The 13,582-nt window shown below is 69.0% G+C and carries 12 protein-coding genes; 2 read left to right on the top strand and 10 right to left on the bottom strand.

Going from position 1 to position 13,582, the window contains the following annotated elements; all coding sequences use genetic code 11:
- Positions 1–6: 6 nt before the first annotated feature.
- The 3 genes from ACI3KT_RS00430 to ACI3KT_RS00420 form a co-directional block, all read right to left on the bottom strand.
- A complete protein-coding gene (locus ACI3KT_RS00430; protein ID WP_404901754.1) occupies positions 7–1,584 on the bottom strand; it encodes a xylulokinase in 1,578 nt (525 codons plus the stop codon).
- Positions 1,581–2,300 (bottom strand): L-ribulose-5-phosphate 4-epimerase, encoded by a 720-nt coding sequence (locus tag ACI3KT_RS00425; RefSeq protein ID WP_292907764.1) that lies wholly within the window; start codon positions 2,298–2,300, stop codon positions 1,581–1,583. The genes ACI3KT_RS00430 and ACI3KT_RS00425 overlap by 4 nt, the downstream gene beginning before the upstream one ends.
- 108 nt (positions 2,301–2,408) lie before the next feature.
- Positions 2,409–3,422 (bottom strand): LacI family DNA-binding transcriptional regulator, encoded by a 1,014-nt coding sequence (locus tag ACI3KT_RS00420; RefSeq protein ID WP_292907766.1) that lies wholly within the window; start codon positions 3,420–3,422, stop codon positions 2,409–2,411.
- 58 nt (positions 3,423–3,480) lie between these two features.
- On the opposite strand from ACI3KT_RS00420, the gene ACI3KT_RS00415 reads away from it, so the two are divergent.
- Positions 3,481–4,326, top strand: a complete 846-nt coding sequence (locus tag ACI3KT_RS00415) for an NAD-dependent epimerase/dehydratase family protein (RefSeq protein ID WP_404901751.1) — start codon at positions 3,481–3,483, stop codon at positions 4,324–4,326.
- 63 nt (positions 4,327–4,389) lie between these two features.
- Here the strand turns inward: ACI3KT_RS00415 and ACI3KT_RS00410 are convergent, their stop codons facing one another.
- Positions 4,390–4,770 carry a MerR family transcriptional regulator gene (locus ACI3KT_RS00410; protein WP_404902304.1) on the bottom strand — a complete coding sequence of 127 codons (381 nt, stop codon included), beginning with the start codon at positions 4,768–4,770 and terminating at the stop codon, positions 4,390–4,392.
- 86 nt (positions 4,771–4,856) lie between these two features.
- Here ACI3KT_RS00410 and ACI3KT_RS00405 point away from each other — a divergent pair, with 86 nt between their 5' ends.
- Entirely contained in the window at positions 4,857–5,840 is a 984-nt protein-coding gene (locus tag ACI3KT_RS00405; RefSeq protein WP_404901748.1) for an oxidoreductase, read from the top strand.
- 83 nt (positions 5,841–5,923) lie between these two features.
- Here ACI3KT_RS00405 and ACI3KT_RS00400 read toward each other — a convergent pair whose 3' ends face one another.
- The 6 genes from ACI3KT_RS00400 to ACI3KT_RS00375 all read right to left on the bottom strand — a co-directional run bounded on the left by ACI3KT_RS00400 (position 5,924) and on the right by ACI3KT_RS00375 (position 13,534).
- Positions 5,924–6,961 carry an ABC transporter permease gene (locus ACI3KT_RS00400; protein ID WP_404901746.1) on the bottom strand — a complete coding sequence of 346 codons (1,038 nt, stop codon included), beginning with the start codon at positions 6,959–6,961 and terminating at the stop codon, positions 5,924–5,926.
- Complete coding sequence (locus tag ACI3KT_RS00395; protein WP_292907776.1) at positions 6,958–8,037, bottom strand: ABC transporter permease; 1,080 nt, start codon at positions 8,035–8,037, stop codon at positions 6,958–6,960. The genes ACI3KT_RS00400 and ACI3KT_RS00395 overlap by 4 nt, the downstream gene beginning before the upstream one ends.
- Positions 8,034–9,650, bottom strand: coding sequence for a sugar ABC transporter ATP-binding protein (locus ACI3KT_RS00390; protein WP_404901744.1), 1,617 nt, complete (start codon positions 9,648–9,650; stop codon positions 8,034–8,036). Before ACI3KT_RS00390 ends, ACI3KT_RS00395 begins: the two co-directional genes overlap by 4 nt.
- A 73-nt stretch (positions 9,651–9,723) precedes the next feature.
- Positions 9,724–10,731 carry a substrate-binding domain-containing protein gene (locus ACI3KT_RS00385; protein ID WP_292907780.1) on the bottom strand — a complete coding sequence of 336 codons (1,008 nt, stop codon included), beginning with the start codon at positions 10,729–10,731 and terminating at the stop codon, positions 9,724–9,726.
- A gap of 180 nt (positions 10,732–10,911) precedes the next feature.
- On the bottom strand, positions 10,912–12,441 hold the full coding sequence (locus ACI3KT_RS00380) for a sugar ABC transporter ATP-binding protein (protein WP_404901741.1): 1,530 nt from the start codon (positions 12,439–12,441) through the stop codon (positions 10,912–10,914).
- A gap of 73 nt (positions 12,442–12,514) precedes the next feature.
- Positions 12,515–13,534 (bottom strand): LacI family DNA-binding transcriptional regulator, encoded by a 1,020-nt coding sequence (locus tag ACI3KT_RS00375; protein WP_292907784.1) that lies wholly within the window; start codon positions 13,532–13,534, stop codon positions 12,515–12,517.
- Positions 13,535–13,582: the final 48 nt, after the last annotated feature.

Here is a 13,582-nt window from a genome sequence, read left to right as displayed (position 1 = left end):
GCGTCCTTAGAGTGCGGTGGTGGCGGCGGCCTCGATGGCGAGGCCGGCGCGGTAACGGTCGAGGTAGGCGGTGAATCCGGTCACGTCGGCCGGGTCGGGGTCGACGACGGAGACGGATGCCGTGGCGAACACGGTCTCGTCGAGATATGCGGCCAGGGGCTCTGCACGACCGAGGTAGGAGGCGAGCACGGCGATGCCCCACGCGCCGCCTTCGGAGGCGAGCTCTCCCACCGCGACGGGTGCGCCGAGTGCTCCCGCGAGGAACCGCTGGGCGACGCCGGCCGTGCGGAACATCCCGCCGTGCGCGAACATCCGGTCGAGTCCGACGCCTTCGGCGGTGAGCACCTGCATGCCCAGCGCGAGGGTTCCGAACACGCCGTACAGCTGGGCGCGCATGAAGTTCGCGAGCGTGAAGGCGCTGTCGGGCGTGCGCACGAACAGCGGGCGGCCTTCGTCGAGCCCGGCGATGGGCTCGCCTGCGAGGTGGTTGTAGGCGATCAGGCCACCGGCATCCGCTTCTCCCGCGAGCGCCTCGCGGAAGAGAGCGTCGAAGGCGGCGTCGTCGCTCACCGGGTTCCCCGCCGCGGCGGCGAATCGGGTGAACAGCCCCGCCCAGGCCGCGAGCTCTGACGCGCCGTTGTTGCAGTGCACCATGGCGACCGCGTCGCCGGCGGGCGTGGTCACGAGGTCGAGTTCGTGGTGCACCTCGCCGAGCGGACGCTCGAGGACCACCATCGCGAAGATGCTGGTGCCGGCCGAGACGTTGCCGGTGCGGGGTGCGACCGAGTTCGTCGCGACCATGCCCGTGCCGGCGTCGCCCTCGGGCGGGCACAGCGAGATGCCCGCGGGCGTCGCCCCGGTGGGGTCGAGCAGCAGGGCGCCCTCGGCGGTCAGCGATCCGGCCGCCGCACCTGCGGGCAGCACGGCGGGGAACAGGGCGGTGAGCGGCGCGGGGAGGCGATCGGCGGCGAGCGCGTCGTACGCCTGCAGCATCCGCTCGTCGTATCCGCCGGTCGTCGAGTCGATCGGGAACATCCCCGAGGCGTCGCCCACGCCGAGAATCCGCTCTCCCGTGAGCTTCCAGTGCACGTAGCCGGCGAGGGTGGTCACGAAGTCGAGCTGCGGCACGTGGGCCTCGGCGTCGACGACGGCCTGGTGCAGGTGCGCGATCGACCAGCGCAGGGGGATGTTCACACCGAACAGCTCGGTGAGCTCGGCGGATGCTGCGCCCGTGTTGGTGTTGCGCCAGGTGCGGAACGGCACGAGAAGCTCGCCTTCGGCGTCGAACGCGAGGTAGCCGTGCATCATCGCGGAGATGCCGATCGCGCCGAAGGTCGCAGGCCTCACGCCGTAGCGATCGTGGGCGTCGGCGACGAGATCGGCGACCGCCGACTGCAGGCCCGCCCACACCTCGTCGAGTCCGTAGGTCCACAGGCCCTCTTCGAGCCTGTTCTCCCACGAGAACGAGCCGGTGGCGAGCACCTCGGTGGCGTCGGAGCCGATCAGGCAGGCCTTGATGCGGGTCGAGCCGAATTCGATGCCGAGGCTCGTGCGGCCGGCGACGATGTCTTCGCGGCCGCTCATCGGCGGGCGTCCGCGTTCTGGCCGTACACGTTCTGATACCGGTTGAAGAGGCTGTCGATCGCCTCCTGCGGGATCGGGATGAGCGGCCCCGCCTCGCGGGCGAGGTGCACGGTGCGTGCGACGTCCTCGACCATGACGGCGGCCTTCACCGCGTCTTTCGCGTCCACGCCGATCGTGAACGGTCCGTGGTTCTGCATGAGCACCGCACGGCTGCGGTGCCCACGCAGGGTCTCGACGATCCCGCGGCCGATCGAGTCGTCGCCGATGATGGCGAAGGGGCCGACCGGAATCGGTCCGCCGAACTCGTCCGCCATGGCGGTGATCACGCAGGGGATCTCCTCGCCGCGCGCAGCCCAGGCCACCGCGTAGTCGGAGTGGGTGTGCACAACGCCGCCGACCTCTGGCATGTTGCGGTACACGTAGGCGTGCGCCGCCGTGTCGCTCGACGGGCTGCGTTCGCTGCCGGCGGTGCCGGGGACGACGTTGCCATCGAGATCGCACAGGATCATGTTCGAGGCGTCGAGGTCGTCGTAGCTCACACCGGAAGGCTTGATCACGAACAGTTCAGCGCCGGGGACACGGCCGGAGACATTGCCGCCGGTCCAGACGATGAGGTTGTAGCGCACCAGTTCGCCGTGCAGGCGGGCGACGTCCTCCCGGACGGTCTGGATGGCTGCTTCGACCTCGGGGGTGAAGGCGGGGGCTTCGCTGCTCACGGGTACCTCTTCGGTGCTGTCGACGGCCACTGTGACCGGTCACAGAAGTGTGACACGGGGCGGGGCAAGGCGTCAAGGTCGACACGTCGCCGGCCTCGGCGACGCCGGTCACGCACGCGGCGGCGCGACGGATTCGCGCTCGACCAGTACGGGGGCGACCGGGGCGAGGTCGGATGCCGCGGAATCCGACTCGCCCACCAGCGCGGCGACAGCCCTGCGGGCCAGCTCGTCGAAGTCCTGACGCACCGTCGTCAGCTTCGGCCAGTAGTACGCGGCGTCCGGGATGTCGTCGAAGCCGACGACGCTGATGTCAGCGGGCACCGAGAGGCCGGCCTCGTGCAGCCCGCTCAGCAGCCCGAGCGCCATCTGGTCGTTCGCGGCGAACACCGCCGTGACGCCGGACTCGCGCACGGCCGCGGCGGCGGCGTACCCGGAGCCCGCCGACCAGTCCCCCACGATCACGGGTCCACCCCGCAGTCCGCGAGAGGCGAGCTCTGCGGCGCATCCGTCCGCACGCGACTCGGCCTCGAGCCAGTCGGCGGGCCCCGCGAGGTGCGCGATCCGCGTGTGGCCGGCGTCGGCCAGCGCGGCGACCGCGAGCCGGGCGCCTGCGGCCTGGTCGACCGAGAGACCGCGCGATCCGCGGCCGGCCGAGTGCAGGGTGACCACGGGGACGTTCACGTGCAGGGCGTCGAGAGCGGCCAGGGTGCGCGCATGCGGCGCGACGACGACGATGCCCTCGACGCCCTGGGTGATCAGGTGGTCGACGGCCGCGACCACCGCGGCGGCGTCTCCGGCATCCGCGAAGGCCGCACTGACCCAGTAGCCCGCCTCGCGGGCGGATGCCTCGATCGCGGCGATGCTGCGGGAGGGGCCGTACTGCAGGGCGTCGGAGGCGAGGATGCCGATGGTCCGCGAGCGACGCGTGCCCAGGGCGCGAGCCGCGTTGTTCATGCGGTAGCCGAGCTCGGCCATCGCGGCCAGCACGCGCTCCTTGGTGTCGGCCGCGACCTCGGGATGGTCGTTCAGCACCCGCGACACGGTCTGCCGCGAGACGCCGGCCAGCGCCGCGACATCGCGCACGCCGGCCGTGCGGCCGGGGGCGCTGCTGGACTCACTCACGCGGATGAGTGTACGGCGTCGGGCGCCCCGGCTCTCGCCGTCGTGCCAGGCTGGTGGTATGCGCATCGCTCTCACCGGTTCATCGGGCAAGCTCGGCCGCGTCGTCGCACGCGAGCTGCGGTCTCACGGATACGAGGTCATCGGGATGGACCTCGACGGTCCCCGCGGCGCGGGATTCGTACAGGTGGACCTGACCGACTACGGTCAGGTCGTCGACGCCTTCACCGGTGTCGGCGATCGTCACGACGGCATCGACGCGGTGGTGCATCTCGGTGCGATCCCCGCACCCGGCATCCGCAGCGACGTGGCGACCTTCCACAACAACATGCCCGCGACGTTCAACGTGTTCTGGGCGGCGGTGCGCCTCGGCATCCGCCGCATCGTCTACGCGTCCAGCGAGACGGTGCTCGGCCTTCCGTTCGACGTGCCTCCGCCCTACATCCCCGTCGACGAGGAATACCCCGCGCGCCCCGAGTCGGTGTACTCGCTCGTGAAAACGCTGGAGGAGCAGCTCGCCACCGAGCTCGTGCGCTGGCATCCCGAACTGTCGATCACCGCTCTGCGCTTTTCGAACGTGATGGACCCCGAGGACTACGCCGCCTTCCCCTCCTTCGATCACGACGCCCTCCAGCGCAAGTGGAACCTGTGGGGATACATCGATGCGCGCGACGGAGCGCAGGCGATCCAGCGCGCGCTCGAGGTCGCGGAGCCAGGGTTCGACCGGTTCATCATCGCCGCGGCGGACACCGTGATGTCGCGCCCGAACGCCGAGCTGATCGCCGAAGTGTTCCCCGGCGTACCGGTCACCCGTGACATCGGCCCGAACGAGACGCTCCTGTCGATCGACAGGGCGCGGCGCGTGCTCGGCTTCGAGCCGCAGCATTCCTGGCGCGACGAGGTCTGAGCCGGCCCGGCGCCTGACGATCGGATCGCGCACAGGGGTGACGCCGCTCTCGGCGGACCCGTGTCAGGAGGGCTCGAGAGCCAGTGCACCACGTGCGATGAGCGCTGTCCGATAGGCGTCGATCTTGCCGCCGATCACGGCTCGGCTTGCCATCAGCGCCTGGATCTGCTCGTCGAGGGCGGCGGCGTGCGCCTCCATCAGTGCGATGCGTTCGGGCTCGTTCCCCTCGCCGGCGCGCACCAGGGCCGAGTAATTCGCCATCTCGGCGACAGGCATGCCCGACTCGCGAAGCCGGGCGATCAGGGTGAGCCAGCCGACCGTCTCGGGACCATAGGCGCGGCGCCCGCCGCTGGTCCGCGGTACATCGCGCGGGAAGAGTCCGCGGGACTCGTACCAGCGGAGGGTGTGAACGCTGAGACCGGTGATGTCGGCGAGTTCGCCGATGCTGTAGACCTGATCGGCGTCGGGAGGTGTGTGGGTGATGCGTGCTCCTTGACTTCGAGTCGACTCTAGGTCATATGGTGACGAACATGACTACGAAGATCGACATGCTCGCCCGCCAACAGCCGATGACGTCGCATTTCGGCTACCGATCGACCGCCGCAGAGGCCATCGCCGGCATCGAGCTCCAGGGGAAGACCGCGATCGTGACCGGCGGATACTCCGGGCTCGGCCTCGAGACGGTCAAGGCCCTGGCGGATGCCGGTGTACACGTCATCGTTCCAGCCCGTCGCCCAGACGCGGCCAGCGCCGCCCTCTCCGATGTGTCGGGCGTGCGTGTGAGCGCGATGGACCTCGGCGACCTCGACTCGGTCGCGGCGTTCACCGAACGGGTGCGCGCCGATGCGACACCCATCGACCTCATGATCAACGTCGCCGGCATCATGGCATCACCTTTCCAGCTCACCCCGCAGGGATGGGAGTCGCAGTTCGGCACGAACCATCTCGGGCACTTCGCGCTCGTCGGCGGCGTGGCCGACCTGCTGACGAGCGGTGCGCGCGTGATCGCGTACTCCTCGGGGGCGCATTTTCGATCCCCTGTGCTGTTCGACGATGTCAACTTCGCCGGGACCGCCTACGACCCGTGGGGGGCATACGGTCAGTCGAAGACGGCTGACGCGCTCTTCGCCGTCGGCCTGGATGCTCGGGCTGCGGGCCGAGGCATCCACGCCTACTCGGTGCACCCCGGCGGAATCCTCACCGACCTGCAGCGCCACATGCCGCGAGAGGAGCTGATCGAGCGCCGGTGGATGGATGCCGACGGCACGCCCAACCCCCGGTTCAAGACACCCGCGCAGGGCGCCTCGACCGGCCTGTGGGCCGCGACCGCACCCGAACTCGTGGACCGGGGCGGCGTGTATTGCGAGGACTGTTCCATCAAGGGCGTCGTTCCGGCCGACTTCACCGACATGACCGCCGGCGGAGTCAAGGAATGGGCGATCGATCCCGAGGCCGCCGATCGCCTGTGGGCGCTCTCGGTCGAGGCGACCGGCGTCGACCCCTTCCGCGCCTGACCGTCGAGCGACCGGGGATCGGCTGACGAGCGGGAGAGGGCGTCTGCACGCAGGACGCCCTCTCCCGCTCGGTGGCGCGTCGGCTAGTCCCGCTTGCGGGTGACGGCGCGCTGCAGGAGCACGAACACGAGCAGGATGCCGCCCGTGATGATGGTCGTCATCTCCGGAGGGATGCCGCCGTCGCGCGTGATCAGGACGGTCATGAGTCCGAGCACGAGGGCGCCGACGACCGAGCCGAGCACGTACCCGTACGCCCCCGTGAGCACTGTTCCGCCGATCACCGCGGCGGCGATCGCGTCGAGCTCCCAGCCGATGCCGGTGATGTTCTGCGCCGTGCCGAGGCGCGAGGTGTACAGCACGGCCGCGAGTCCGGCGAGCGACCCGCTGATCACGTACACGAGGACCTTCGTGCGGTGCACGGGAAGGCCCATCAGCAGAGCCGAGTTCTCCGATCCGCCGATCGCGTAGACGGTGCGACCCGTGCGCGTGCGGTGCAGGACGAAGAACGCGGCGAGCACGACGACGATCGCGATGATCACGGCCGGGGTGATGACGAGGTCGTTCACCTTGGGTCCGTCGACGATCTTGATCTTGTCGGAGAGCGCACGGATAGGCGATTCGCTGGGCAGCTGCTCCGGCTTGGTGCTCAGAAGCGAGGCGAGACCGCGGCCGAGGAACATCATGGCCAGGGTCGCGATGAAGGGCTGCACGTTGAAGTACCTGATCAGCACGCCCGACACGAGGCCGAACAGCGCTCCGATCGCGATCATCGTGACGATCACCGCGAGCGGATTCCACCCGGAGTTCGACAGCATGACGCCGGCGACCGAGGAGACCGCGATGACAGAGCCGACCGACAGGTCGATGCCACCCGTGATGATGACGAAGGTGAGGGCGACCGCCAGCACGATCACGTGCGCGTTGTTGATCAGCAGGTTCGACAGGGTGCTCGCCTGCACGATACGGCCGTAGGCGACCTCTCCGTAGACGATCATGCCGACGAAGATGACGACCGAGGCGATGGTGGGCACCACCGACGGGTTCGACGTGATGAGGCGGCGCACGCGGTCTGCGAGACCCTCCTCCTTGCCCTGCACTGGTGCCGCTGCGATGGCGCTCATGCCGCAGCCTCCTCTTTCACGATCTCGACTCGGGGTGCGGGCGCCACGGTCTTCTTGCGGCGCTGGAACCAGCTGCGCACCCGGTCGGACTGCAGCAGGCAGATGGCGACGATCACGATCGCCTTGAAGGCAGGGGTCGCCGAGGAGGAGACCCCGAGATACAGCACGGTCTTGTCGAGGGTCGCGATCAGCAGAGCGCCCACGAAGGCGCCGCTGAGGGAGAACTTGCCGCCGGCGAGCGAAGCGCCGCCGATCACGACCGCGAGGATCGCGTCGAGCTCGAGCTGGTAGCCGGTGCGGGAGATGTCGACCGTCATGACGCTGCCGACCGACATGACTCCGGCGATGCCGGCGAGGATGCCGCTGAGGACGTACGCGGTCAGCAGCAGCCCCTTGGGCTTGATGCCGGCCATCCGGCTCGCCTTCGGGTTGATGCCGATGGCCTCGATCATGAGGCCCAGCGCGCTGCGGCGCACGACCCAGGCCACCAGGACGACGATGAGCACCGCGAGGATGAACACGACGGGGATGCCGATCACGAAGCCGTTCGCGATCCACCGGAACGGGTCGCTCGAGGCCGCCGTGTTCTGGCCGCCCGTGATCACCTTCGCGACGCCGCGACCCGCGAGCATCAGCACGAGAGTCGCGATGAAGGGCTGAAGGCCCACATAGGCGACGAGGACGCCGTTGACGGCGCCCAGGATGCCGGTGATGAGCAGCGACAGTCCGACCGCGGCGAGCGCGACGCCGATCGAGGTCGAATCGCCGGCGGCGGCGAGGAACTCCATCGAGACGGCGCCGGAGACGGCCATGAGAGAACCGACCGAGAGGTCGATGCCGCCGGTCGCGATCACGAGAGACATGCCGATCGCGATCATCATGACGGGCGCGGCCTGACGCAGGATGTCGATCAGGTTGCCGACCAGGTTGCCGTTGTTCGGGTTGATCGAGATCGCGAGATAGGTCGGGTCCTTGATCACGTTGAGCGCGAGCAGCGCGACGATCGCGACGATGCCCCAGAAGAACGGCTTGTGGATCAGATCGCGCCACAGGGACGCGCGGGTGGGGGCGCTCATCGGATCTCCTCCTCGAGAGTCTCGGACGCGGGTTCCGCATCGTTCACGACGTTCGCTGCGAGCTCCTCTTCGAGAGTCTCGGCCGCCGCCTCGACGCCGTGGGCGGCGATCACGTCGACGATCTCCTGCGCGGTCACGTCGGGGCCGTTCTGGATCTCGCCGATCTTGCTGTGGTCCTTGAGCACGACGATGCGCTCGGAGAGGCGGACCACCTCCTCCAGCTCGGACGAGACGAACACGACCGCGACACCCGTGTCGGCGAGCTCGGCCACCGCCTCCTGGATCTCGGCCTTCGCGCCCACGTCGATGCCGCGGGTCGGCTCGTCGAGGATGAGAAGCTCGGGCTCGGTGGCGAGCCAACGTCCGAGCAGCACCTTCTGCTGGTTGCCGCCGGACAGGTTCTTGATCATCCGCTCGGGGTCCGCGGGGCGGACGTTGAGCTCGGCGATGTACTTGTCGACGATCGCGTCCTGCTCCTTGCGCGGCATCGGCCGCGCCCAGCCGCGCTTCGCCTGCACGGCGAGGATGATGTTCTCGCGGATCGTCAGGTCGCCGATGATCCCCTCGTCGCGCCGGTTCTCGGTCGAGAACGCGATGCGCTGCGAGAGTGCGGCGGAAGGAGACGTGAGGTCGACCTTGCGACCCTTGACCGTGATCTGGCCGGATTCCGAGCGGTCGGCGCCGTAGAGCAGGCGCGCGAGTTCGGTGCGACCGGAGCCGAGCAGACCCGCGAAGCCGACGACCTCGCCGGGACGGATGTCGAGATCGGTGGCGTTCACAGCCCCGGTGCGGGAGATGCCGGATGCCGACAGGAAAGATTCTTCATCGGCGTCGCGCGGCGTGGTGCGGCGGTTGCCGCCCAGCGACTTCAGCGCGTCGAGGTCCTTGCCGATCATCTTCGAGATGAGGGCGTGCCGGTCGAGTTCGCGGGTGAGGTACTCGCCCACGTACTGTCCGTTGCGCAGCACCGTGAGCCGGTCGCTGATCGCGTAGATCTGGTCGAGGAAGTGCGAGACGAAGAGGATCGCGACGCCCTGGTCCCGAAGCGTGCGTATGACGGCGAAGAGGCCCTCGACCTCGGCGGCGTCCAGGCTCGAGGTCGGCTCATCGAGGATGAGCACCTTCGCCTTGATCGCCATGGCGCGGCTGATGGCGACGAGCTGCTGCATCGCGATCGAGAGCGTCGAGAGCGGCTTGCGGGTGTCGAGGTAGTCGAGCCCCAGTCGGGCGAGGGCGTCGGTGGCGGCCTTGTGGGTGGCCCTCCAGTTCACGCCGAACGGACCGCGGATCTCGTGCCCGAGCATCACGTTCTCGCCGATCGTGAGGTTGGGCGCGAGGTTCACCTCCTGGTACACGGTGGAGATCCCGGCGGCCTGCGCGTCGCCCGTGCCGGCGAAGCTGCGCTCCTGACCCGCCACGACGATCGAGCCGGAGTCGATCCGGTAGACGCCGGTGAGCGCCTTGATCAGGGTCGACTTGCCGGCGCCGTTCTCGCCCATGAGCGCGTGCACCTCGCCCTGGAAGAGGCGGAAGTCGACACCGTCGAGCGCCTTCACTCCGGGGAACTCGATGGTGATCCCGCGCATCTCGACGATGGGCAGTTCTTCGTTCATCGCTGTCTCTCAGTCTGTTCCGGCCCTGGAAGCGGCGCGCGGTGCGCACCGCCTCCAGGTCACGGGGTCTTGCTCAGTACTTGCGGTCCGCGAGGACGGCCTTGGCCGCCTCAGCCGAGTCGAACGCCTCGCTCGGCACGACGATGTACGACTCAACCTTGTCGCCGTCGAGAGCCTTCTTGACGACGTCGAGAGCGGTCTCGCCGAACAGCGGGTTGTACTCGTGCACGTAGCTGAGCTGACCGTCGGCGAGCGCCTGCATGGCGTTCTTGGTGCCGTCGATCGTGGCGATCTTCACGTCGGTGCCGATCACGAGGCCGGCTTCCTCAGCCGCCTGCGCTGCGCCGAGGCCCATCTCGTCGTTCTGGGCGAAGACGAACTGGATGTTGTTGTTGTTGGCCTTGAGCATGGTCTCGAAGACGCTCTTGCCCTCTTCAGCGGACCAGTTGGCGGTCTGCGCGTCGAGCTTCACGAGCGACGAGTCGCCGAGACCGGCTTCGAAGCCCTCGTTGCGCTCGTTGACGACGCCGACGCCGGCCGGGCCCTCGAGGACGACGTAGTTGCCGCCGTCGGGGAACTCTGCCGCAGCCCAGGTGCCGACCTCCTTGGCGACCTCGACGTTGTCGGGCGCGATGCGGGTGACGTACAGGCTCGTGTCGTCGGGCTCGATGCCGCGGTCGAGCAGGATGACCGGGATCTCGGCCTCCTGAGCGAGCTTCAGCGAGTCCTCCCAGCCGCTGGCCTCGGTGGCCGACAGCAGGATGACGTCGACGCCCTCGTCGACGAACGACGTGAACGCGTCGATCTGCGACTTCTGGTCGAGGTTGGTGGCGGGAGCGTACTTGAGCTCGAAGCCGGCATCCTCGGTGAACGTGTCCTGGATGTTCTGCTCGTTGGCTTCGCGCCATGCTCCCTCAGGGCCGACGGCCACGAAGCCGACGGTCGTGAGATCGCCCGAGTCTCCGCTGCCACCGTCGCCACCGGCGTCGCCGCCGCCGCTCGAGCACGCCGCCAGGCCGAATGCGAGCGCGCCGACAGCGGCGAGCCCCAGAACGGTACGAGTGCGCTTCATTGCAGACATTGATCTCCTCCTCGAGATTCCGGGTCGATCCCCGGGTTGGACCTGACCCGGTCCGGTGTGTGATTACAGAACGACGTGGGTGCGTCGTCTGGTTGATGTTACCGGGAACAATTTCTGGAACACAAGCATCTTCGGAAAACTCGCGCGCTTCGTGACCAATTCGTTGTTACCGGACACACCTCAGACGTCGGAAGGGCCCAGTTCCGCGGCGATCATCTCCACGATGCTGTCGACCGTGACGCCCGGTCCGTTGCTGAGCTCGCCGATCTTGTCGCGGTCCTTGAGCACCACGATCCGGTCGCTGAGGCGCACGACCTCCTCGAGCTCGGCGGAGATGAACACCACACCCACGCCGTCGCCCGCCAGCTGGCTCACCCGCCGCTGGATGTCGAGCTTCGCCGCGATGTCGATGCCGCGCGTCGGCTCGTCGAGGATCAGCACGTGCGGTCTGACCGCGAGCGCGCGCGCCAGCAGCAGCTTCTGCTGTGTGCCGCCGGAGAGGAGCTTCGCGGGCCGGGCGAGATCGGCAGGATCGAGATGCAGCGTCTCGATGTAGGTCTCGGCCAGCGCGGCGGTCTCGGCGGGCGACAGCGGTCTGGTCCATCCGCGCAGAGCCTGCAGCGACAGCACGATGTTCTCGCGGGCCGTGAGATCGCCGATGATCCCGTCCGCGCGACGGTTCTCCGCCGACATGGCGATCCGGCTGCGCAGAGCGGCTGACGGACTCCGCAGCTGCACGTGGTCCCCGTCCACGACGATCTCTCCGCTGTCGGCGCGCAGCGACCCGCTCAGGAGCGAGGCCAGCTCGGTGCGCCCCGACCCGCGGAGACCCGCGAGTCCGACGATCTCACCGCGGTGCACGTCGATGTCGATCGGGTCGAGCTCTCCCCTGCGTCCGACCGCCGTGGCGCGCAGCGCCGGCTCGCCGTCGGCCGCGTAGTGATGTGCCTTGCGTTCGGATCCCAGAGCCCGCAGCGCCTCGAGATCCTTGCCGAGCATCTGCGAGATCAGATCTGCCCGCTCCAGCTCGCGCGTCGGGGTCTCGGCGATCCTCCGGCCGCCGCGGAGCACCGTCATCCGGTCGCTGATCGCGAAGGCCTGCTCGAGGAAGTGCGAGACGAACAGGATCGCCACCCCGCGGTCGCGAAGCCCTCTGATCACGCGCATCAGCACGTCGACATCGGCCTGGTCGAGGCTCGAGGTCGGCTCGTCGAGCACGAGGATGCGCGGGTCGTCCACGACCGAGCGGGCGAGCGCGACGAGCTGCTTCTGCGCCGGCGACAGCATCGTCATCGGCGTCTTCGGGTCCATGTCGTCGAGCCCGAGGCGTGCGAGGGCGTCTGCGGCATCCGCTCTCGTGCGACGCCAGTCGATGCCGAAGCGCCCTCGCCGCTCGCGGCCGAGCATGACGTTCTCGGCGACGCTGAGAGTCGGGCCGAGCTGCGTCTCCTGGAACACCGTGGCGATGCCCGCCGCTCTGGCGTCGGCGACGCCGGAGAACCGGCGCTCCTCCCCCGCGACGATCACGCTGCCCGCCACCGGGGTGCAGGTGCCGGTGAGCACGCCGATCAGCGTCGACTTGCCCGCGCCGTTCTCGCCCATCAGGGCGTGCACTTCACCGGGGAAGAGCCGGAAGTCGACGTCGTCGAGTGCGACGACGTCGGGGAATTCCACGCGGATGCCGGTGAGTTCGACGATCGGGACGACCATCAGCGCACCTCCCGCGGCACGGCATCGAACGTTCGGGCGACCCGTCCGACCGAGAACCGGATGAGCACGACCATCAGCGCACCCCCCGCGGCGCCGCGCTGGATCCGCGGGCGACGAGTTCGGTGGGGATGCGGGTCAGCTGCGGCAGCTCGCGCTCTTCGAGCGCGGCGCGCAGCATCTCGACGACCGCGCCGCCGAGGGCTGTGAAGTCCTGCCGGACGGTGGTCAGCGGCGGAAGGAAGTGGCGGGCGAGCGGCACGTCGTCGAATCCGACCACGCTGAGATCCTTCGGAACCTCGAAGCCCTTGTCGTGGAGGCCGTGGATGAGGCCGATCGCCATGTCGTCGTTCGCGACGAACACGGCAGTGTAGTCGGGCAGCCGATTCAGCCCCTTCGCGAAGTCGTAGGCGAAGTCGGCGGTCCAGTCGCCCACGACGATGGGGCGTTCGCGGATGCCCCACGACTTGGCCCTGGCGTGGAAGGCGCGCTCGCGCGCGCGGGCGTCGAGCCAGTCGAGAGGGCCCGCGATGTGGAGGATGTCACGATGCCCCAGCGCCACCAGGTGATCGACGACGAGCCCCGTCCCGGCCTGCTGGTCGATCGAGACGGTAAGGAAGGTGGGGTCGGCATCGGCCTTCACGACGAGCATCGGCACGTTCAGCGAGATGCGGCGCAGCGCCGCCACGGACGACGAGCGCGGGGCGATCACGCACAGCGCGTCGACGCCCTGTGCCGTGAGGTTGTCGACCGCGTCCTGCGGCGAGAGCGTGTCGCCCTCGTGCAGGGCCACCGCCGTGACCGAATAGCCCGAGGTGCGCGCGGCCATCTCGACCGCACGGAGGATGCTGGTCGGCCCGAACGACACCGCGCTCTCGATGATCACGCCGATGCGCCGGGTGCGCTGGGTCGCGAGCGCCCTGGCGACCATGTTCGGCCGGTAGTCGAGCTCCTCGATGGCCTCGAGCACCCGCCGACGCGTGTCGGGTTTGATGTTGGGGTGATCGTTCAGCACCCGAGAGACGGTCATGTGCGAGACGCCGGCGAGGTCCGCCACGTGGCGGATGCCGGGTTTGTCCGAACCGAGGCTGGCCATGCGCACCTCCGTCGGTCTCGCCTGGAGAGATGTTACCGAGAACAGGCA

It is taken from the genome of Microbacterium sp. ZW T6_19 (assembly GCF_044987465.1).
Taxonomy (GTDB): Bacteria; Actinomycetota; Actinomycetes; order Actinomycetales; family Microbacteriaceae; genus Microbacterium; species Microbacterium natoriense_A.
This window is presented reverse-complemented; position numbering and strand designations above follow the sequence as displayed.

Bases quoted from the DNA above. Each gene is read 5' to 3' on its own strand.
- ACI3KT_RS00415 (WP_404901751.1), top strand. From the start codon at position 3,481: ATGCGCATCGCTCTCACCGGTTCATCGGGCAAGCTCGGCCGCGTCGTC.
- ACI3KT_RS00430 (WP_404901754.1), bottom strand. From the start codon at position 1,584: ATGAGCGGCCGCGAAGACATCGTCGCCGGCCGCACGAGCCTCGGCATC.
- ACI3KT_RS00405 (WP_404901748.1), top strand. From the start codon at position 4,857: ATGACTACGAAGATCGACATGCTCGCCCGCCAACAGCCGATGACGTCG.
- ACI3KT_RS00375 (WP_292907784.1), bottom strand. From the start codon at position 13,534: ATGGCCAGCCTCGGTTCGGACAAACCCGGCATCCGCCACGTGGCGGAC.
- ACI3KT_RS00380 (WP_404901741.1), bottom strand. From the start codon at position 12,441: ATGGTCGTCCCGATCGTCGAACTCACCGGCATCCGCGTGGAATTCCCC.
- ACI3KT_RS00400 (WP_404901746.1), bottom strand. From the start codon at position 6,961: ATGAGCGCCATCGCAGCGGCACCAGTGCAGGGCAAGGAGGAGGGTCTC.
- ACI3KT_RS00385 (WP_292907780.1), bottom strand. From the start codon at position 10,731: ATGTCTGCAATGAAGCGCACTCGTACCGTTCTGGGGCTCGCCGCTGTC.
- ACI3KT_RS00395 (WP_292907776.1), bottom strand. From the start codon at position 8,037: ATGAGCGCCCCCACCCGCGCGTCCCTGTGGCGCGATCTGATCCACAAG.
- ACI3KT_RS00390 (WP_404901744.1), bottom strand. From the start codon at position 9,650: ATGAACGAAGAACTGCCCATCGTCGAGATGCGCGGGATCACCATCGAG.